Consider the following 20,812-nt stretch of genomic DNA (forward strand, 5'->3'; position numbering starts at 1 on the left):
ACTGAATTGACAGGAGCTGTAGCATCAGCAGCTAGGCAGCCTTCCACTGTAGATTCTGCTATGGTACCGGAAACTGTCGGCAACGTCGTATCGTTAATATTAATAATTTGAGTGGCAGTTGTAGTGTTGTTACATGCATCAGTAATCGAGTATGTTCTAGTCACAACAATTGGACAAGTACCAGAGATATTATCATCACTAGTGACTATAAGATTTGTATTATCAGTACAATTGTCAGAAATAGTAAGTCCTAAAGCTTCAAGTCCACTCACTGTATTTTCCGCAGGAGTTACTCCAGTAGCATTACACCCTTGTAATACAGAATCTAAAATAGTTCCAGATACTGTAGGTTGTGTTGCATCATTTATAGTATAAGTATATGTATATACAGAAGTGTTTCCAGCACAGTCTGTATAAGTAAAGGTATATATTTTATCTCCTTGGCATACTGGATCTGTGTTTTGAGTAATCACAGGGACAATATTATTACCACAGGAATCGGTAACGATTGGAGCTGTAGGTTGTGTTGCATCTTCTATACATTCCACACTTGAACTGGCATCTACAGGTACTACAGGGGCTGTTGTATTAACGATCGTTATTGTTTGCACATAATCGGCAATAGTAACGCCACAGGCATCAGTGAAATTCCAGGTATTTGTATAAGTACCAGTACTAGGACAAGTTGGGTTGGAAACAAATACACCAGATGTTTTTGTTAATGTTAGGTTACATTTATTAGTTTGAGGTTCTAATGCTTGAGCAGTATTTAAACCTGCTGCGTCATTACATTCTAATTCTCTGTTTAAAGTATCAACAGCAGTATCCCAAGATATAGAAGGTTGCGTAACATTAATAACTATAGGATCTAATATACCAACACCGCAAGAATCTAAATTAGCAGAACTAACGGTTGATTGAGGTGTTGGGTTTTGATCACCTATGTAGTTCGCCTCTAATTGTAATTCAAATTGAAGGTCACAACTTGTTTCTAAGAAATAGCATTCGTCTCTAACTTGTAAATCAAAATCAACATTTACAGCTGGTGCTCCAGAATCTGCTATTCCATCTGCAACAAAAAATTCCAATAAGTTTGTTGTGGTATTATAGCTATAAGTGATTCCTGCAGGGAGTGCAGGCGATATTGGTTCAACTAAAGTCACCTGTGGAGGTAAAGTTGTAGATACTTCTAAACTTTTAGCATCGTCGTTTCCTGTATTTTCAACAGTAAAGCTGGCTCCAAAGGTGGCATTAGGATTTAGAGATGTACTAGGCGTATCTAATGTTAAATGAATAGGTCCTAAATTTGGAGACCAAACATCGACAGATAAACCTAATAAAAATAAACCATAAGTTTCCCGATTGGAGGTCAGTCTAAATGTTGCTGAGGTTTGACCATTTCCAATAACTGTATTGCCAGGGTTTGATAATTCAAAAATAGCAGCATCAAAGCCTAATGTGTTTGTGCTAGCTGGCGTTCTATTCGTAAAATTCGCATTATCAATTGTAATTTTACTATTAAAGAAATTGTCAGAAGCTCTTATGGGGTTTATAGGTGCTGTTGATAAATCTACAAAAGTATTAGAGGTGTTTTCTATTTGTAATCTATCTCCATTTAGTCCAAGGTCTCCTTCTAAAGCACCAATAAGGATATTGGCATTTACACTTCCAGCTGGAACTGTTTGAAAACCATTGAAATCAATATTATAACTGCCTTGCCCACTTACGACATGGCCATATCCATCAAAAATTGAAATGTTTTTTAACGGTAATGTAGGGCTTTCGTATACAAAAACCATTTGCCAACCTCCAGAAACACCAGTGGGCGTTCCAGTGTCATGATCGTTTAAAGATCCTATTTTCCCTTCAACGTTAGCTACTTGATATGTACCATAAGGACTTATATTATTATCAACTAAATTAGTTACCGAGTTTGTAATGTCTTTTACACATATGTATGGATCATTACTAAAATGACCATCATTTGGAGGTCCAACATGATCTTCTCGGCCTCTATATAAAACTTCATCTGCTGTATATGTTGTGTAGGTTGTTTCAGAAGGCAGCATCAATTTTATATCATTGTAATTCCAATTAGGTTGGTTTTCAGAATCAGGATCATTCTCATCAGGTTCTTGATCTGCAGCCGCCCAATATAAGAGTACTTTTTTAATTGTTAAACAACTTGCAGTTGGAGCTGGGTTAGCAAAATTGGCACTACTTGAATTGAATGTTGTATTGTCATTATCAATATCAACATAAATTAGAGTAGATATTTGATCATTATCACTTGTACCATTATAATCACCAGTGGCTGTTGTGGAAATCATATTATTCGCGATAATAGTGAAATCTCCATTTACAGCTTCGTTAAAACGAGGGTCAAAAGAGTTTTTCAACTGGGCTTGAGCAAAAGCACTTATTAAAAGTATAACTATAAGTATTGCTTTATGATAGTTTATAAATTTGGTAAAGATTTTCATAAGCCTTTAATTAACTAATTAATATTTTATAAATTTTAGTGACCTAAAATGTTAGGGTTCGGTATAAAAGACCTTATTATCACAGATTTTCCAATCTTTTTGTGATTTTTGTTATCTATTAGATTCGCTGTTATTTTTAAGCACTTCCATGTCCCTGTTTCTGTATTGTTTTGTCGAGTTGTTTTTACATAAAATGAGATAGATTCGTTTGGGTTTAAAGTGATTTTATTAACCTTCTTACTTAATGTTCTATTATAGATTTCAACAGTTACGCTAGAGGTATTAATGAGTGTTTCTTCATCACTATCAATTTTTCCAATTTTGTTACTGATAACATCATTATATTTCGCTTTACATGCTATTTCATTACTTGAAAGATCGAAGTTTGATGTTTTATTGGAATTATTTTTAAGTGATAGGAGATGCAAATGCTCAACACTAGCATCTGGCTTGTCACTATAATTAACTATTTCTAAATCAAATACATTTTGTTGTGCGCTTACACAAAAGGAAAAGCAGCACAATAATAGAAAAGAGTAAAGCGCTATCGTCGTTTTATTTTTCATGGTTCAGTAAAATTTTTTATTTAAATGCTATATATATTAAACACTAATGTGCCGAAATAGTCACAATGAGTTACTTATGTTAATTATTAAAAAAGTTTTCGAGGGAAAAAACTGTGAGGGAAAAACATTGATTGACAATGTTGTGTTTTTATATGGTATTAGATTCAGGTTCATAACTTTAAAATGTTTTAGTAGGTAGTACAAAAAAACGCATATACCATTATCTGTTCAAAAATATATGGTAAATCACTTATAAATTCGATTAAAAGATTTTAAAAAACTTTTGGTCGGTATAATCAGTTTTTTATCGGTTTCCAAGCTAGAAACGGCTTTAAAATAACTTAAGCTTTAACTTTTCTTAATACTTATGTTATCTTTATGTGTATTTTATTAGTCAAAATAAAAAGCAATGGATTTTGTAGAAAAAAATTAGCTAAACTTGATATTTTATGAAAAATTTAATTTTGGTAAGACACGCTAAATCTTCATGGGAACATAATGTGATAGATCATGAGAGGCCTCTAAATAAAAGAGGTTTTAAAGATGCCGATTTGGTTTCAAATAATCTAAAAGCCAGAGATTTAAATATTGATTTGATTTTGTCAAGTGATGCCATGCGCGCAAAAACAACGGCTAACATTTTTATCTCTAATTTAGGTGTCGATACGTATACAGTGCATCTAAATCATGACTTATATGATTTTTCTGGAACTAACCTTACTGAGGTTATTAAAACATGCGATAATTCTGTTGATACACTCATGGTTTTTGGTCATAACCATGCTATTACCTCCTTTGTAAATACTTATGGTAGTAGTTATATAGATAACGTGCCAACTAGCGGAGTTGTTGTTATAGCGTTTGATATTGATAACTGGAAAAATTTAGATAAAGGGAAAACGATGTGGACTTTATTTCCTAGGGATTTAAAATGATTTTTTAACACATTATTAGAATGGGTTATGTAAAAATCAGTCCGTTTAAATCTTACCATTTTCATAACAGTTTTTATTGATAATATTAAGCTTAAATAGAATATATTTGTGTTTCTATTCTAAATCATGAATTGTTCTAATGATAAAATCAGAAATACAAAACAATAATTACATAAATAGAGAAATTAGCTGGTTGCAGTTTAATGCTCGCGTTCTACAGGAAGCTTCAGATGAAAATGTACCTTTAATAGAGCGTCTCAGGTTTTTAGGGATTTTTTCTAATAATTTAGATGAATTTTTTAAGGTAAGGTATGCTACGGTTAAACGCATTGTCGAAGCTGGAAAAGGAGGAAAAAATGCTTTAGGAGGTATTAAAGCAAAAGAGTTGCTGGAAATTATTACTCAAATTGTAATAAAGCAACAAAGTAAAAGTTTAGAAATATTAAATACCATCCATCAAAGATTAGAGGATGAAAATATCTATATCATTGACGAAAATCAAATTGATGATGCGCAACATGACTTTATAAAGAAATATTTTTTAACAAAAGTAAGCCCAGCCTTAGTAACTATTATTTTAAATGATTCTGTAGTGCTACCTAATTTGAAGGATAGTGGAGCTTATTTAGCGGTTAGAATGTTAATGGCTAATAATGAAAAACAGTTTGCGCTAATTGAAATACCTAAAACTTTTAATCGATTTGTTGAATTGCCAAAAGATGGGGAAAAGAGCTATCTTATAATGATTGACGATTTACTTCGCCATTGTTTAAGTGATATTTTCAATATTTTCGATTATAAAAGCATTTCTGCACATATGATTAAAATTACTCGTGACGGCGAATTGGATTTTGAAAGTGATTTAAGCAAAAGTTTTATTGAGAAGATAGCCGATAGTGTCAAGCATAGGCAAATTGGTGAACCTGTTCGTTTTGTGTACGATAAGACCATAGACCAGGATACCTTGGAGTATTTAATGACTAAGATGGGAATTGACGATACTGATAGTGTTATTCCTGGTGGACGTTATCATAACAGAAGAGATTACATGGGGTTTCCTAGTTTAGGTAGAAATGACCTTCTTTATAATAAAATTGAAGCTTTACCTGTTAAAGGCCTTAGTTTAGAAGCTAGTATTTTTGAAGCCATTAAAGAAAAAGATTATTTGCTCCAGGCACCATATCAAACCTTTTCTTATGTTGTAAAGTTTCTAAGAGAAGCGGCTCTAGACCCAAACGTAAAAACTATAAAAATTACTATTTATCGTTTGGCACAAATCTCACATATAGCCAGTTCACTTATTAATGCGGCTGTTAATGGTAAATCGGTTACGGTATCTATAGAGCTAAGAGCTAGGTTTGACGAGCAGGCAAATATAGATTATGCTCAACAGATGGAGGATGAAGGAATTAATTTGATTTTTGGTGTGGCAGGTCTAAAAGTGCATAGTAAAATGTGTGTTATAGAGCGCGAAGAAGGTAAAAAAGTAAAGCGATATGGTTTTATAAGTACTGGGAATTTTAACGAATCTACCGCAAAGATTTATACCGATTATACGTTATTTACTTCAGATCAACGTATTTTAAAAGATGTAAATAAAATTTTTAGTTTCTTTGAGACCAATTATAAGATTTTTACATACAAACATTTAATAACATCTCCTCATTATACTCAAAAAGCAATTTTTAAATTAATAGATGCTGAAATTGAGAGTGCCAAGAATGGTAAATCGGGTAGTATTAGATTGAAAATGAATAGTATTTCTAGCTATAAAATGATTGATAAGCTATATGAAGCAAGTCGAGCTGGCGTTAAAATTCAAATGATAGTTAGAGGTATATGTTGTTTGATTCCAGGGGTTGAAGGTATGAGTGAGAATATTGAAGTTATTAGTATTGTAGATAAATTTTTAGAGCATTCCAGAATTTATATATTTGGTAATAATGGCGATTCTAAAATCTATATTTCTTCTGCAGATTGGATGACAAGAAATATAGATAATAGAGTAGAAGTAAGTTGTCCAATATATGATGACGATATTAAAAAAGAAATTATAGAGACGTTTAATATTAGTTGGAGCGATAATGTTAAAGCAAGGTTATTGAGTGAATCACAAGAAAATAATTATAGAATAAATGATAAAGAAAAAGTAAGGTCCCAGTTTGCTACTTATAATTATTATTTAAAAAAGTTAGAGGGATAATATGCTTAAAATAAAGAAATATGCGGCTATAGATATTGGTTCAAATGCTGTAAGGTTACTTATTTCAAATATTATTGAACAAAAAGGGAAACCTGTTCAATTTAAGAAAAATTCATTGGTTCGTGTGCCTATACGTTTAGGAGCTGATGTGTTTGTTAAAAATAAAATATCCAAAGAAAATACTCAGCGAATTGTTGATACTATGATGGCATTCAAATTGTTGATGAAATCTCATAAAGTTGTAAAGTATAAAGCTTGTGCAACGTCAGCCATGCGAGAATCTGCAAATGGGAGAGAAGTGGTTGATTTGGTTTTAAAAGAATCGGGGATAAGTATTGATGTTATTAAAGGAAAAGAGGAAGCAGCAATTATAGCTGCAACCGATTTACATAAGTACATTGATAACAATAAAACCTATCTTTATGTTGATGTAGGTGGCGGTAGTACCGAATTTACCGTGATCCATAGAGGAAAACAAGTGGCTTCAAAGTCTTTTAAAATAGGTACAGTTCGACTACTTAATGATATTGTTAAAAAAGAGTCTTGGCAAGAATTGGAGCAGTGGATTGGGACATACGCAAAATCGTACCATAAAATTGAAGTTATTGGTTCTGGAGGTAATATTAATAAAATATTTAAGATATCTGGTAAGGCTCTAGGTAAACCGTTGACATATTTTTATTTATCGTCATATTATCATACGCTTCAGAGCTATTCTTATGAAGAAAGAATCACCGAACTTGGTTTAAACCAGGATAGAGCAGATGTTATTATTCCCGCTATGCGAATTTATCTTTCTTCAATGAAATGGAGTGGCGCAAAAAATATTTACGTACCAAAAATAGGTTTGGCAGATGGTATAATTAAAAGTATCTATTATGATACTGTTTCTAGTAATACACAGTAAAATTTTGCACTTCACCTTTTATTGTTGTTGTTTTTTAATTTTATAATATATATTCGTAGGCGTATAATTGCTTAAAATTATACCCCAAACCTAATTTATTATGAAAAAAATATTACTATTAGCAATCCTATTTAGTTTTTCAATTTATGGCGTTTCTCAAGATATAAAGTATGGTGTAAGAGGCGGTTATAACATATCGAATTTGGATTTCGATACGAATACTACTGCTTTTGTAAATAAGCACAGAAATAGTATTTATCTTGGTTTCTTTGCTAACATTGGTTTGTCTAAAGCTGTTGCTTTAATGCCAGAAATACAATTTTCTGCAGAAGGTGCCAATGCAGAGCCTTTACATTTGGACTATATACAGGCTCCTATTTTCTTAAAATTTAGATTAAGTGAAAAAATTTATTTAGGCGTAGGACCGCAAGTCGGGATAAAGGTGCATAAAGAAGGAGATGGTGTCAAAAATTTTGCTTACTCTGGTGTAGGTGGTTTAGAATGCAAAATTAATTATGCATTATTTGCTGACGTGAGGTATACCTATGGCTTTTCGAATATTTTTGACGATAATTTAGGCGTAGAGGCTAAAAATTCAAATATACAAATAGGTATAGGTTACAAGTTTTAACCGTGTATTGCTTCTGTATTTCCTAAATTAGACATAATTTCAGCTTCATATTCAAGAAGTTGTTGCCATTTGGCATCAACTTCTTTTTTATTACCGTACTTACGGGCAAAACCCAAAAACATGGTATAATGATTAGCTTCACTAACCATTAAATTTCTATAGAAGGTTGCTAATTCTTTATCTTGAAGTTCTTCTGATAGTAACCTGAAACGCTCACAGCTTCTAGCTTCAATTAATGCTGCATATAGTAAACGATGTACTAGCTGTGTTGTCCTGCTGCCTCCTTTAGGAAAGAACCTTACAAGTTGAATGACATAATCATCACGCCTATCACGACCAAGAGTCCATCCGCGCTCTATAATTTTATCATGTACCATTTTAAAATGACTCATTTCTTCTTTCACTAATGCAGTCATTTCTTGAACCAATTCTGTATATTCAGGAAAGCTTACAATTAATGAAATAGCTGTACTTGTTGCTTTCTGCTCACAAAATGCATGATCAGTAAGTATTTCTTCGATGTTCTTCTCTGCAATATTAACCCAACGTGGATCCGTAGGGAGTTTTAATCCTAGCATTATTATATGGTATTGGAAAAAATATTTATTTCTTCAATTTGAATAACTCCTTTGTCATTAATTTTCAGTGTGAAATCTTTACATTCCTCTGTGTTCGGAATACAAAAAGAAGTATTTAAGTAAAGCATCTCTTCATTTGAAGCATCATCATCTATCCATAAAAATTGCATGATGGCATGAGTCCAAAATTGAGTATTTTCATATTCATAAAAAAGCGCTTTATTGATTAAGCTTTTATTAATTATGGTGTTGTTTTTTAATACTAAAAGTTGTGCTTCAAAATTCTTATAATGGATTTTTTTTATGGAATCTCTTTCTGATTTTAAAGTCTCTATCACAAAATCGTTTTCTAAGGAATGATAGTTTACTTTTACTTCAAATCCATTGCTTAAAATAGTATCGGTTTTAATTTCAACATAAGTATCGGGAACATATTTTATTTCTTGAGAAAATACTTTTAAAAGCTTATTTTCTTTTAAAACCTCCACAGTACTTTTATATTTTCTGTCTCTGCCATCACAACTAGCTAAAGTTATAATGGAGATTAAAGTAAAAACTACTAACTTGTTCATATCTAATTTTTTATATATCTAGATCGAAAGTTTTTCTTAAAAGATCAATATTTGGGTTTTTTTCTTTTAATTTCTCAAATTTCTCCATTGTAGTATAAGCATATTTCTTTTCCATAACTTCGTTTACACTAATAGACAAATTAATGTCGAAATTGTTTAAAGATTTTCTAATAAAAGCTAAAAGATCATATTGATTGCGTTCTATTTCTACCTTATTTGTAGCATTAGGGTACTCTAAATAAACTGTGGTATCTTTAACTTTAGGAGTGTCTATAGACAATATGGAGGCCAGATTATGTTTTCCCTTTTCTCGTATTTTTTCTATGTAAGTATTCCAAACAGTTATTAGTTCCTTCTCGGTAAAATCTTCTTTAGGCAAATCTTCTTCATCAATAACAACATCCATCTGCTTAATAAGATGCTCTTTTTTTGCTCTTATACTGCTTAATGAAAGCCCAGATGTTCTTTTGGTTTCTTGTTTTAAAACAATCTTCGGAGGTTCTTTAACTTGAAAAGCTGTAATATTAGTATTTGATGCTTGTTTTTTTATGTGAACCTCTTCCTTATCTGAGTTGGGTAAAACGGTTTGCTTAGGAGGTGTTACTGGAATAGGAGTAATACCCTTCTTTTTAAAATAAGAAGCAGGAATTATGTAATGTCTGCTATTTTTTTTTTCTCCATCAAAAGTGATAGAGGCAAGTTGCATTAAGCATAACTCAATAAGTAAGCGTTGATTTTTGCTGGTTTTATATTTGAGATCACAATCGTTGGCCAAATTTATGCCTTTAAGCAGGAAGTCTTGAGAGGCTTTTTTAGATTGCTCTAAATACTTGACTTTGGTTTGTTCCCCTACTTCTAGCAATTCAATAGTTTCTGGGGTCTTGCTTACAAGCAAATCTCTGAAATGAGATGCCAAACCTGCAATATAATGATGGCCATCAAAGCCTTTAGATAATGTATTATTGAATTGCAATAATAATTCAGGGATTTTATTTTCTAAAATTAAGTCGGTACTGGTAAAATAAGTCTCGTAGTCTAATACATTTAAGTTTTCTGTAACTGCTTGCCTTGTCAGGTTTTTACCCGAAAAACTAACAACCCTATCAAAAATAGACAAAGCATCACGCATTGCACCATCGGCTTTTTGAGCGATGATATGTAAAGCATCATCATTGGCCGTTATTCCTTGTTCTTCAGCAATATATTTTAAATATTCTTTGGCATCCTTAACAGTAATACGCTTGAAATCAAAAATCTGACAACGAGATAAAATAGTTGGAATAATTTTATGTTTCTCTGTAGTAGCTAAAATAAAAATACAATGTTTTGGTGGTTCTTCCAGTGTTTTAAGAAAAGCGTTAAAAGCGGCTTGAGATAACATGTGTACCTCGTCAATAATATAAACTTTATATTTTCCAACTTGAGGAGGAATGCGAACCTGATCTGTTAAACTCCTAATATCGTCAACAGAGTTGTTTGAAGCAGCATCTAGTTCAAAAATATTGAAGGCAAAATCCTCATCATTTGTTTCCGTGCCATCACTATTAATCATTTTGGCTAGAATACGAGCACAAGTTGTTTTACCAACACCACGAGGCCCTGTAAAGAGAAGGGCCTGAGCTAAATGATTATTATCTATGGCATTCAACAAAGTATTTGTAATAGCTTGTTGTCCAACAACATCTTTAAATGTCTGAGGTCTGTATTTTCTAGCCGATACTACAAAATGTTCCAATTTTATTGAATTTATTTCTGTTCTTGTTGAATGTTTAACAAAGTTAAAAATTCAACTTAAAATTAGAGGCAAAGGATGTAAAATTTAAAGCGAGTTATTAACAACTTTAAGTGAAAAGTCTTTATAGGGTATAGAATTACCTTATTTACTTAAGATTTAAAATTTCTTTATTGTAATTTTGCTTTAAGTAGATTGCCTTATCGCTCATATGCTGAATTTACTTTAGTATAAGGGAGGAAAGTCCGAACACCAAAGTGCAACATAGTGGCTAATAACCACCAGTCGTGAGACTAGGAAAAGTGCAACAGAAAGTATGTACAGGTCATGCTGTAGTGAAATCAGGTAAACTCTATGTGGTGCAATGCCATGTAAACCAGTGTTTGAGGGCTGCACGCTCGATGCTGGAGGGTAGGCAGCTAAAGTGTACTGGTAACAATACACTCAGATAAATGATAAGGATTTTTTGTATTTGTTTTGGAGGATTCTGAAACAAGTTCAGGGAAAACAGAATTCGGCTTATAGATTTACTTTGTTATAAAAAGAGGCTGCCTTTTAAGGTAGCCTCTTTTTTTGATTTGATGACCTGTTCAGATATAACTGACTGTCAATTAACACCTTTAATCTATTTTAAGGATTATCTTTAATTTGATTATGGTTGATATTCGATGAAATGACATTTCTTAATTTTTTTAACATAAAAACTATTGATTATTAGGTTGATATGTTTTTTTTGTAGTATATTCGACACGTTTTAAGGAAAAATATTACAATTGTGATAATGATTTAACAATTGTTTTGTTGAATACAAGAAAAAACCAAAACGATTTGGTCTTGCTTCTCTGTTATTACAATTAATTGATCAGCCAATTACAATATATATGGCTAAAAAATGCCATTGGCATTTGTCGTTGATAAAAAATACTAACTAATTTGAAGGTAACTGTATCTAATATACAGGAAAGAAAAACTTAAACTAAACTTAATTTTTTATCAAATGAAATATAAAAATCCTCCTTAGTATACTGATCCCGTTGGTTGCATTTATGCAAGCTTTATGTCCAGTCCCCTTTTTTAACACATAGATTCTCCAGTTTGATAACAAACCAGGGGCTAGATGACATTTGTCCACAATTAACTTTAGGATTATATCCTAATTGATTAATAGAGTATGGATTAATTTGATTACAACTTAAACTTTAGCAATAAAAGAAATGTCTAGATAATATGTTGTTTTCAAATTTTAAACCACGACACAAATATTTTACATAACTAAACACAAATAACAAATGAAAATTTTTAAAATATTATTACTAATTATGTGTATGACATTAAGTGTAAATGCACAAGATTGGGCTGGAATGGCGGTTCCAGCAAATTTACCATCTGGAATGGTATGGGAATTAAACCCTGTTTCAGATAGTTTTAACTATGAATCCACAGGGTCAAATCGACCAGAAGCGTTTACTAGCAGATGGAATGACCTGTATATAAATAATTTTTCAGGACCATCAAATACCTCTTTTCATAAAGACCATTCATGGACAACAGGCGGATATTTAAATATTCACGCCGCTCAAGATAGTCAGTATTCAATTATATATACAGGATGTATTTCTTCTAAAGCTCAAATGACCTATCCGATGTATATGGAAGCTAGAGTAAAACAGGCCAATTGCATGCTAGCTAATAACATTTGGATGATTAGTGGCGATGAAACCGAAGAGTTGGATATGCTGGAATCTTATCCCAATAGTCAAACAGGTAGAGAATGGCTTGATCAGCGTATCCATCTGAGCCATCATGTATTTATCAGAAACCCATTTACCGATTACCAACCAAGAGATGAAGAAGAAGTTTTTGGTACATGGTATTATGAAGAAGACAAAGCATCATGGAGAGGCGAATGGTTTGATATAGGCGTATATTGGGTAAACCCACACCATGTTGAGTATTATATTAATGGGATTAAAGTTCGAACTATAAAAAAGAATACACATAGCTTTCTCGATCCAGAAGGAAACTTGTCTGAACATACCACCGATTTTGATGCGATTGACAAATATGGCTACACTGGTGGAACAGGTTTGAGTAAACCACAGCATATCATTATAAATATGGAGCAGCAGTCTTGGCTTAGTAATTTAAATATTTATCCAACTTCAGATGAGCTTGACGATGTAAATGGCAAAAATCTATTTTTAATTGACTGGATAAGGGTTTATGATGCGGTTCCAGTTGGCGGTAAGGTGCCCGTAACAAGTGTTTCAATACAACCACGAACCGTAACTATTCGTCCAGGTGAAACTTTTCAGTTGAATGCTTTGATTTCTCCAGCTGATGCTACTAAAAAAATTGTGACGTGGTCATCTGCCAATACTGATTTTGTTACTGTTAATGGTCAAGGGCTTGTAAAAGGTATTAAAGCAGAAAATATTGTTGTTACGGTTGAAACTTTTGACGGTGGTTTTACCGATAATATCATTGTTAGCGTTGCAGGTGATCCTATAGATGGAGAACCAGACACTATTGATGTTACTGGAGTTAGTGTATTGCCTGCAAGTGCAACATTAGAGGTTGGAGAGACAGCTCAATTAACAGGATCTGTTATTCCATTCAATGCTACGGTGCAAGCTGTTACCTGGTCTTCATCTGATATCAATGTTGCTACTGTGAATACAACAGGTTTAGTTACAGCTGTGGGTGAAGGTACGGCTATAATAACTGGAACCACATTAAGTGGCGGTAAGACCGATACGAGTACTATTACCGTCACAGATGGAGGTTCTAATCCTTCACCAGTATCAGTTACTGGAGTGTCTGTAAGCCCTACAGCAGGTACACTTAATGTGGGGCAGACATTGAATTTGAATGAAACAGTACTACCATCTAATGCTACAAATAAGGCCGTAACTTGGAGCTCAAATAATATTGGAGTTGCGACGGTAAATGCCGATGGACTTGTAACTGCAGTTGCTTTAGGTTCTGCAACAATAACAGTTACCACACAAGATGGATCTTTTCCTGCAAGCGCATTTATTACAGTCAACAATAACATACCGCCTCCAGATGATGAAATCGTTATTGAGGCCGAGAGTTTCAATAATACTAGCGGGACATTTAACGATGCTGGTTTTGGTGGACCTGGCTTGGGGGCAAATGCTACTGCCAATACGATTAACTTTGTAAATAGTGGTGATTGGGTCGAGTATACTATCAATGTGGGAACAGCAGGAAATTATAATATAGAATATAATATTTCTACGCCTTCTAATAATGCCCAAATTCAGCTCTCTATAGGTGAAACTGTAGCATCAACTACTAATGTGCCTAATAATGGTGCCTGGGACACCTATGGGGCCTTAAATGGCGGTAGTGTTGCTCTGCCATCTGGCTCTGTAACTATACGGTTGACCGCATCGGGAAGCAATACTTGGCAATGGAATCTCGATAAAATCACGTTAACCCGAGTAGGGGGTAGTAGTAATATGTCTGCTAGTAGGGCTGTTGGTTCGCAAAGCAAAAAGTCTCGTGAAAGTAGAACTAACTCAGACCCTATTGAGGGTTCGATTCCTAAAATGGTACTGTATCCAAACCCTGCCAAAGATCAAGTGAACGTTTTATTTAAAAATGAAGTTATCAATGCAGATCTAAAGATACTGGATATGCAAGGGAAGCTTGTTTTTTCTAAAATATTCAGTGGTCATATTTCTAAGGTGAGCACCAGAGACTTTAATAGGGGTATATATATAATTAAGTTAAAAATCGCTAATCGAACATTAATTGATAAACTAGTTCTTAAATAGATAAAGAACTATAAGGAGAATCTGTATGAATCTAATGCTTATTGATTAAATCAATGATAACTACAGATTGATTTTTCGATAAATAGAAAGAGGCTGTCTTATAAATAATTTGCTTTTATAAGGCAAGCCTCTTTTTCGGTTAAAAAAGCTTGGTTAGTAATTATTCTTTTTTGGGAGCATAAGATAGATCTGGTCTCATTTCTCCACTGTATTCTTCCATTCTAGATATGTATTTTAATACCTTGTTAAAAGTTTCCCAGCGATCTGGGCCCAAAACCTCTTCATTTGCTTTGGCTTTTGTAGCACCATCTATTTCGTCTTTAGCCGAGATGGATACCATATAGTAATTTTCCATAGAACCAAATCCATTTCGGTAGATGCGGTAATAATTTGTTGATCCTTTACTTTTAAAGAGTTCTTTAACAGCTTTCATGCCTTCTTTTACTTTTTTGCCATTTTCGGGTGTGTAATACATAAAAAACCATTTGCGGTAGTTTTGTCCTTCTTGGGCTTCTTTAGAACCTTCTGGCATATAGCTTAATTCTTCATCATGTACAACTATGTATGTTCCATGCGAATCATAGCATTTATCAAAATTATTAAACATCTCTCCAAATTTATCGCCCATAGCTTTTGCCATATCTGCAAAGGGACGTTTATCTAGATCTGCAAAGTTTTCAATTGGAGTGATATAAAAATATCTAAAATCATTGGATGCTGCTGTGAACCATTGGGTTTGAAGGTTGTGTTCTACAGACGCTGCATTGAATTCTTTTGCGATTTTTTCATACTCCATAACCATGGAAGGTCTTACATTGTCCTGATGTACCATAAACATTTTTTGTGCTTGAGATAGTTGACATGTTAGAGACAATAATAATACTAATGCTAAAGTTGTTTTAATTGTTTTCATAATTTATTGGTTAGTTAGTTAGTTAGTTAGTTAGTTAGTTAGTTAGTTAGTTAGTTAGTTAGTTAGTTAGTTAGTTAGTTAGTTAGTTAGTTAGTTAGTTAGTTAGTTAGTTAGTTAGTTAGTTAGTTAGTTAGTTAGCGGTTTTAGTCTTCTAAATCTTTGGTTGCAGTTTTTGCTTCAGCTTCAGCAGCTGCTAAGGCGGCGAATTGAGAATTCATCGCAGTGCCATCAAAGTAGATATGTTCTTCTACAATTTTACCTTCAACAAATTGTACGGCTAAATGAACGGGTATAGTTAATTCTTTTTTGTTTGCTGCAAAAGTACCTACATGTGTTGCCCAATAATAGACCCAGGTTTCGTCTTCTTTGTCTAAAACCATTTCAATGTATTCTTTGTCATGATTAAAGCCATAAGCAGACATTGTATTGGTCATAGCTTTTAAGTCTTCCAGTCTTTTTTCAACGGATAAAGGTTTAATTGAATTAACAAATATTTTAGCAGTATCAGAAAAATGGCTTTTCCATTTATCCCAGTTGCCCGTTTCGTAAGCATTTATCCCAGATTTTAATGTTTCAATTTCTGCCGACTCAGCAAAGTAACGTTGCGGCTTTTTTTTGCAAGCAATAAAAAGAGTCACTGCTAATAGCATTACAAGAATTTTTTTCATTTCATTTATGGTTTTTAAGTTAGTTCTCAAATCAAACCATAAGCAAAAAGAGAGGCGCTTTTTTATGAGATAAAGTATGAATAGAGCCTGGGACTCTTAGGGGAGTAATCCCTAAAGTACTGAAAAAAAATAAATTAACAAAAAAAAGAAGGATATGAGTTTAGGCTATTTCAAAAAAACTAAACATATTCCCACCATAACTTTTAGAATAGCTATAGTGATTTAGGTTAGATAAATTGGTATGCTTAGAGTGCTCTATTATTAGAATACCATCTTCCATTAGCATACTATTTTGAAAAACCAATTCTGGAATTTTAGCAAATTGAGCTTCCGAAAAATTGTAAGGTGGGTCCGCAAATATAATATTAGCTTGTAAACCAGACTTTTCCAAAAATTTAAAAACGTCACTTTTAATAGTGTCTATTGGCATTTTAAAAGCTTCTGCTGTTTGATTTATAAATTTAATACAACCGTAATCCTGATCTACACAAATAATGTTTTGGGTGCCTCTGGAGGCAAATTCATAACTGATATTCCCAGTACCGGCAAACAGATCTAAAACGGAAATATCATCAAAATAAAACAGGTTATTTATAATATTGAATAAGGATTCCTTAGCCATATCAGTAGTTGGCCTTACTGGTAAATTTTTTGGTGCTATAATTTTTCTACTTTTATAAATACCTGAAATAATTCGCATTAAAAACTTTTTATTAGTGTGAAATCTGAATGACCATATTTTGGATTTTCCTGATATTTATAATGGTCATTCCGGTTGCCAAAACCTACATGTCTTATGTATTTATATGCGATTTGATATAAGGCATCGGTCTCTCGCACATCGCCTATAAAAACTAAATTTAATGATTCTGGATTCAGACTGAGCTGTTCTGCTGTAAACAGGACATAGTAAATAAAGTCTTCTTTTGTTGTATATTCAAATGTATTGTATAGCAAAAGTTTTCCTTTTTCTATTACGATAATTTCAAAATGATTTTTACTTATATTTAAATATACTTTAGGAGAACTGGAGTTTTTTTCAATAAGCAGGATTTCTTCGATTAGTATTGTCGAAACATGTTTGAAGGTAAAAGAACCAAATTTTTCATATATAAAATTGTTAATGTTTATATATGGCACATATACACTAACGCTATCATTTAAAGCAATATCGTCGTAGGTAATGAAATCGGATTTAAGAATTTTAGAGTTGAACTTTAAATAATCTGCTAGGCTATCTTCATTAAATAGAGGCTTAGGCACTACAGTCGATAATTCATTATCATGAATCACAAAAACATTGGAGAATGCTTCTTGTAGAACAGTTTCTGAGTTAAAAATATTTTTGGTATGGTCTAAAAGCTCTAAAGGTGTGAGTTTTTTATTGAAGTCAATATGCTTTAAAGCAGAAATGGTATGAGTATCTTTTTGTAGTATAGAAAAAGAAAGTCCACTCAAACTTATTTGAATGGACAATTCTAGATTCGTTAATTTGTCAGGATTTTTATTCGGCAGAGCCATAAGTTTTTGGCCAATTTCCTATTGTTTTAACCTCTTCCATAGATCCTACTCTTAATACATCTCCGTTTACACCATCTACAGAAATAACCTGATTTTCTTGCATAACAAGATCTGGATTTTGGTCAAATAAAATAACATCTTTTTTTACAGAAGCCTCAAAAACAGGTATTTGTATATCATTTTGCTCTAAATACCCAGCTTGCAATTTAAATTTCGACCCAACTTCTCCCGCTGGTACTTGCATCATCGTCTTGTAACGCTGAGACGTTTTAAATAGAGAATCTTTTACAGATACATAGCCTAAAGTATCAATAATAACAATTTCTTTAGTTGTGTCAACGCCATATAATTTTGTTAACTCTTCATCTATAATCGTAGAATCTCTACGTTGTGTAATGGTATATTTTGCTGTGTCAATAAACTTAATTAAGTTTTCAAAATTACCAGAAAACTTTCCGGTTACTTGTTTGTGTGCAAGCTGAGAGTCTCTGATGTCAATTAAACTTTCTATAACTTGTTTGTAGCGTTTGTTTTTAAGTTTGTTAAATTGAATAGGTTCATAGATAGACATATACGTTTGATAACCCAAAAAACCAATCAATACCCAAAGAGCAATTGTTAGAATAGGTTTAAATTTTGAAGGTATGAATTTGTCAACCAGCTTTACCAAGCCAATTGTAACCAGTATCACTGCTACTGCGATAAGAATAAATGTCACCATAGGATGTTTTTATATTAAAAAGTCTTTTCGCAAATCTACAATTTTTTTTTAACCGTAAAAACCTATGAGAGTAAAAATCATTTCTATCTTTGAATAATTTTTAATTTGTCTAAGCTTTAAATGACATCATCCGAATTTTATTCCCTTATAAAACAGCAGTTTCCGTTTAAACCTACACTTAAACAAAATATTGTTCTACAACAGCTTTCAGAATTCATTTTTAACAAAACGCCAAATCTTCTTTATGTACTTAAAGGATATGCTGGTACCGGTAAGACAACTATTGTAGGAACGATCGTTACTAATTTATGGAAAGCAAAAAAAAGTGCAGTATTAATGGCTCCAACAGGTAGAGCAGCTAAGGTCATCTCTAATTATTCCGGGAAGGAAGCATTTACTATTCATAAAAAAATATATTTCCCCAAGAAGGAAAAAAACGGCGGTGTTAAATTTGTTCTACAACCTAATAAGCATAAAAACACCGTTTTCATAGTCGATGAGGCATCTATGATACCAGATACTCCAGGAGAATCAAAACTTTTTGAAAATGGCTCGTTGTTAGACGATTTGATGCAGTATGTGTATTCTGGCCATCATTGTAAATTACTTTTAATTGGAGATACAGCTCAATTACCGCCTGTTAAGCTAGATATAAGCCCTGCTTTAAATGAAGATTCTCTAGGTTTAAATTACAATAAAGAAGTTACTAGAATGGAATTAGATGAAGTCGTGAGACAAGGGCAAGATTCTGGTATTCTTGCCAACGCTACCGTATTAAGAGAAGCGCTATCGCATAATATGTATGATCATTTTAAATTCGATTTAGCAGATTTTGAAGATATTGTCAGGTTAATTGATGGACATGAGATTATGGATGCTATCAATGATGCATATGGTGATTTAGGTAAAGAAGACACTGCTATTATAGTTCGAAGCAATAAACGTGCTAACTTATATAATCAACAAATACGTAACAGAATACTATTTAATGAAAGTGAACTATCGGCTGGCGACTATTTAATGGTGGTCAAGAATAATTACTTTTGGCTTAAACCAACAACAGAAGCAGGTTTTATTGCGAATGGTGATATTATTGAAGTTCTCGAAATTTTTAGTATTCAAGAGCTTTATGGATTCCGTTTTGCAGAAGTGAAAATACGCATGGTTGATTATCCCAAAATGAGACCTTTTGAAACGGTTTTACTTTTGGACACTATTGAAGCTGAAACACCATCATTATCTTACGATGATTCCAATAGACTCTATCAAGAGGTTATGAAAGATTTTGAAAGTGAATCCAGTAAGTATAAAAAATTCTTAAAAGTAAAGGGGAGTAAGCACTTTAATGCACTTCAGGTAAAATTTTCTTATGCGATTACATGCCATAAATCGCAAGGGGGGCAATGGAATACTGTTTTTGTAGAACAACCTTATTTGCCAAATGGTATAGATAAAGATTATTTACGTTGGTTGTATACTGCGGTAACTCGTGCCAAAGAAAAATTATATCTTATTGGTTTTAAAGATGACTTTTTTGAGGAGGATTGATTTGGGGAATCGGTATTTAGTAGGCGTCAGTTACAGTTATTTAATATTTTCTTTGAGTCTTTTCGATAAAAAATTGTAAGTATTTGTCGATACAGTTAATATTTAGTTTTAGTCGCAAGTTTTCTTAATTTATGCGTAGTTGACTTTATAAGGTAACGGTTTTTAATGACCAACTGCTGTAAATATTGTTCTTGATTTTTCGTGTTGTCTGAAAGTTTAGGATATATACATCAAAACCTAATAATAATTATTATATTTTTGAACTAGATTCTGACCAAAATAATTATGAAAATAATTTCAATGATTCCTGCGCGTTATAGTGCATCGCGATTTCCAGGAAAACTTATGCAAGACCTAGGGGGAAAAACGGTCATATTGCGTACTTATGAAGCTACAGTGGCTACTAATTTGTTCGATGACGTATTTGTAGTTACCGATAGCAAAATTATTTATGATGAAATTGTAAATAACGGCGGTAAGGCCATCATGAGTAAAAAAGAGCACGATTGTGGTAGTGATAGAATCGCAGAGGCTGTTGAGCTTATGGACGTGGATATTGTAATAAATGTTCAAGGGGACGAACCATTTACAGATAAGGAGTCACTAGCTAAACTTATTGAAGTTTTTAAAGATGACCCTGGTAAAAGTATCGACCTGGCGTCTTTAATGGTTCATATTACAGATCTTGATGAGATTAACAATCCAAATACCGTAAAAGTGATTGTAGATCAATCAAATTTTGCGCTTTATTATTCTCGGAGCCCAATCCCATATCCGAGAGAAAAAAATACAGGCGTAAAATACTATAAACACAAAGGGGTTTATGCTTTTAGAAAAGAAGCCATACTAGATTTTTACAAGCTACCAATGTTACCATTAGAAGCTTCAGAAAAAATAGAGTGCATTCGATATTTAGAATATGGAAAACGAATTAAAATGGTAGAAACAGATGTTCAAGGTGTTGAGATTGACACACCTGAAGATTTGGAACGCGCCAAAAAATTATGGAAATAATCAGAGCTAAACTT

17 protein-coding genes and 1 other RNA gene are annotated in these 20,812 nt (G+C 32.8%); 8 read left to right on the top strand and 10 right to left on the bottom strand.

Annotation, left to right across the window (positions count from 1 at the left end):
* Together HHX25_RS18420 and HHX25_RS18425 are read right to left on the bottom strand one after the other, a co-directional pair.
* The coding region (locus tag HHX25_RS18420; protein ID WP_449404043.1) for an HYR-like domain-containing protein at window positions 1-2,483 on the bottom strand (2,483 nt) is incomplete at its 3' end.
* A gap of 35 nt (window positions 2,484-2,518) precedes the next feature.
* Window positions 2,519-3,049 (bottom strand): hypothetical protein, encoded by a 531-nt coding sequence (locus tag HHX25_RS18425; RefSeq protein ID WP_169676521.1) that lies wholly within the window; start codon window positions 3,047-3,049, stop codon window positions 2,519-2,521.
* 449 nt (window positions 3,050-3,498) lie between these two features.
* Between HHX25_RS18425 and HHX25_RS18430 the strand changes: the two genes are divergently transcribed.
* The 4 genes from HHX25_RS18430 to HHX25_RS18445 all read left to right on the top strand — a co-directional run bounded on the left by HHX25_RS18430 (window position 3,499) and on the right by HHX25_RS18445 (window position 7,725).
* Entirely contained in the window at window positions 3,499-3,984 is a 486-nt protein-coding gene (locus tag HHX25_RS18430; protein WP_169676523.1) for a SixA phosphatase family protein, read from the top strand.
* 139 nt (window positions 3,985-4,123) lie between these two features.
* Window positions 4,124-6,187, top strand: a complete 2,064-nt coding sequence (gene ppk1 / locus HHX25_RS18435) for a polyphosphate kinase 1 (RefSeq protein ID WP_169676525.1) — start codon at window positions 4,124-4,126, stop codon at window positions 6,185-6,187.
* 1 nt (window position 6,188) lies between these two features.
* Window positions 6,189-7,094 (top strand): Ppx/GppA phosphatase family protein, encoded by a 906-nt coding sequence (locus tag HHX25_RS18440; RefSeq protein WP_169676527.1) that lies wholly within the window; start codon window positions 6,189-6,191, stop codon window positions 7,092-7,094.
* Window positions 7,095-7,194: 100 nt separating this feature from the next.
* Window positions 7,195-7,725 (top strand): porin family protein, encoded by a 531-nt coding sequence (locus tag HHX25_RS18445; RefSeq protein WP_169676528.1) that lies wholly within the window; start codon window positions 7,195-7,197, stop codon window positions 7,723-7,725.
* Here the strand turns inward: HHX25_RS18445 and miaE are convergent.
* The 3 genes from miaE to dnaX are packed head-to-tail and all read right to left on the bottom strand — an operon-like array spanning window position 7,722 to window position 10,610.
* Complete coding sequence (gene miaE, locus HHX25_RS18450) at window positions 7,722-8,303, bottom strand: tRNA-(ms[2]io[6]A)-hydroxylase (RefSeq protein ID WP_169676529.1); 582 nt, start codon at window positions 8,301-8,303, stop codon at window positions 7,722-7,724. The two genes, HHX25_RS18445 and miaE, sit on opposite strands and share 4 nt — an antisense overlap.
* A 2-nt stretch (window positions 8,304-8,305) precedes the next feature.
* The gene (locus HHX25_RS18455; protein ID WP_169676530.1) at window positions 8,306-8,875 is read right to left on the bottom strand and encodes a DUF4738 domain-containing protein; all 570 of its coding nucleotides are present in this window, start codon (window positions 8,873-8,875) and stop codon (window positions 8,306-8,308) included.
* A gap of 10 nt (window positions 8,876-8,885) precedes the next feature.
* On the bottom strand, window positions 8,886-10,610 hold the full coding sequence (gene dnaX, locus HHX25_RS18460) for a DNA polymerase III subunit gamma/tau (RefSeq protein ID WP_169676531.1): 1,725 nt from the start codon (window positions 10,608-10,610) through the stop codon (window positions 8,886-8,888).
* Window positions 10,611-10,794: 184 nt separating this feature from the next.
* Here dnaX and rnpB point away from each other — a divergent pair.
* An RNA gene (rnpB, locus tag HHX25_RS18465) (RNase P RNA component class A) lies at window positions 10,795-11,145 on the top strand.
* 751 nt (window positions 11,146-11,896) lie between these two features.
* Window positions 11,897-14,413: an Ig-like domain-containing protein gene (locus HHX25_RS18470; protein WP_169676532.1), complete on the top strand. Its 2,517-nt coding sequence runs from the start codon at window positions 11,897-11,899 to the stop codon at window positions 14,411-14,413.
* Between the two features lie 160 nt (window positions 14,414-14,573).
* Here HHX25_RS18470 and HHX25_RS18475 read toward each other — a convergent pair whose 3' ends face one another.
* The 5 genes from HHX25_RS18475 to HHX25_RS18495 all read right to left on the bottom strand — a co-directional run bounded on the left by HHX25_RS18475 (window position 14,574) and on the right by HHX25_RS18495 (window position 18,236).
* Window positions 14,574-15,326: a hypothetical protein gene (locus HHX25_RS18475; RefSeq protein WP_169676533.1), complete on the bottom strand. Its 753-nt coding sequence runs from the start codon at window positions 15,324-15,326 to the stop codon at window positions 14,574-14,576.
* A gap of 143 nt (window positions 15,327-15,469) precedes the next feature.
* A complete protein-coding gene (locus HHX25_RS18480; protein WP_169676535.1) occupies window positions 15,470-15,994 on the bottom strand; it encodes a nuclear transport factor 2 family protein in 525 nt (174 codons plus the stop codon).
* Between the two features lie 160 nt (window positions 15,995-16,154).
* Window positions 16,155-16,694, bottom strand: coding sequence for a 16S rRNA (guanine(966)-N(2))-methyltransferase RsmD (gene rsmD / locus HHX25_RS18485; protein ID WP_169676537.1), 540 nt, complete (start codon window positions 16,692-16,694; stop codon window positions 16,155-16,157).
* Window positions 16,694-17,515, bottom strand: coding sequence for a DUF3822 family protein (locus HHX25_RS18490; protein WP_169676539.1), 822 nt, complete (start codon window positions 17,513-17,515; stop codon window positions 16,694-16,696). Before HHX25_RS18490 ends, rsmD begins: the two co-directional genes overlap by 1 nt.
* The gene (locus tag HHX25_RS18495; protein WP_205958069.1) at window positions 17,499-18,236 is read right to left on the bottom strand and encodes a hypothetical protein; all 738 of its coding nucleotides are present in this window, start codon (window positions 18,234-18,236) and stop codon (window positions 17,499-17,501) included. The genes HHX25_RS18490 and HHX25_RS18495 overlap by 17 nt, the downstream gene beginning before the upstream one ends.
* A gap of 120 nt (window positions 18,237-18,356) precedes the next feature.
* Between HHX25_RS18495 and HHX25_RS18500 the strand changes: the two genes are divergently transcribed.
* Together HHX25_RS18500 and kdsB are read left to right on the top strand one after the other, a co-directional pair.
* Window positions 18,357-19,784 carry an ATP-dependent DNA helicase gene (locus tag HHX25_RS18500; RefSeq protein WP_169676541.1) on the top strand — a complete coding sequence of 476 codons (1,428 nt, stop codon included), beginning with the start codon at window positions 18,357-18,359 and terminating at the stop codon, window positions 19,782-19,784.
* A gap of 285 nt (window positions 19,785-20,069) precedes the next feature.
* Window positions 20,070-20,798, top strand: coding sequence for a 3-deoxy-manno-octulosonate cytidylyltransferase (gene kdsB, locus HHX25_RS18505; RefSeq protein ID WP_169676543.1), 729 nt, complete (start codon window positions 20,070-20,072; stop codon window positions 20,796-20,798).
* Window positions 20,799-20,812 lie beyond the last annotated feature (14 nt).

The sequence above is a fragment of the Flavivirga algicola genome, from assembly GCF_012910715.1.
Taxonomy (GTDB): Bacteria; Bacteroidota; Bacteroidia; order Flavobacteriales; family Flavobacteriaceae; genus Flavivirga; species Flavivirga algicola.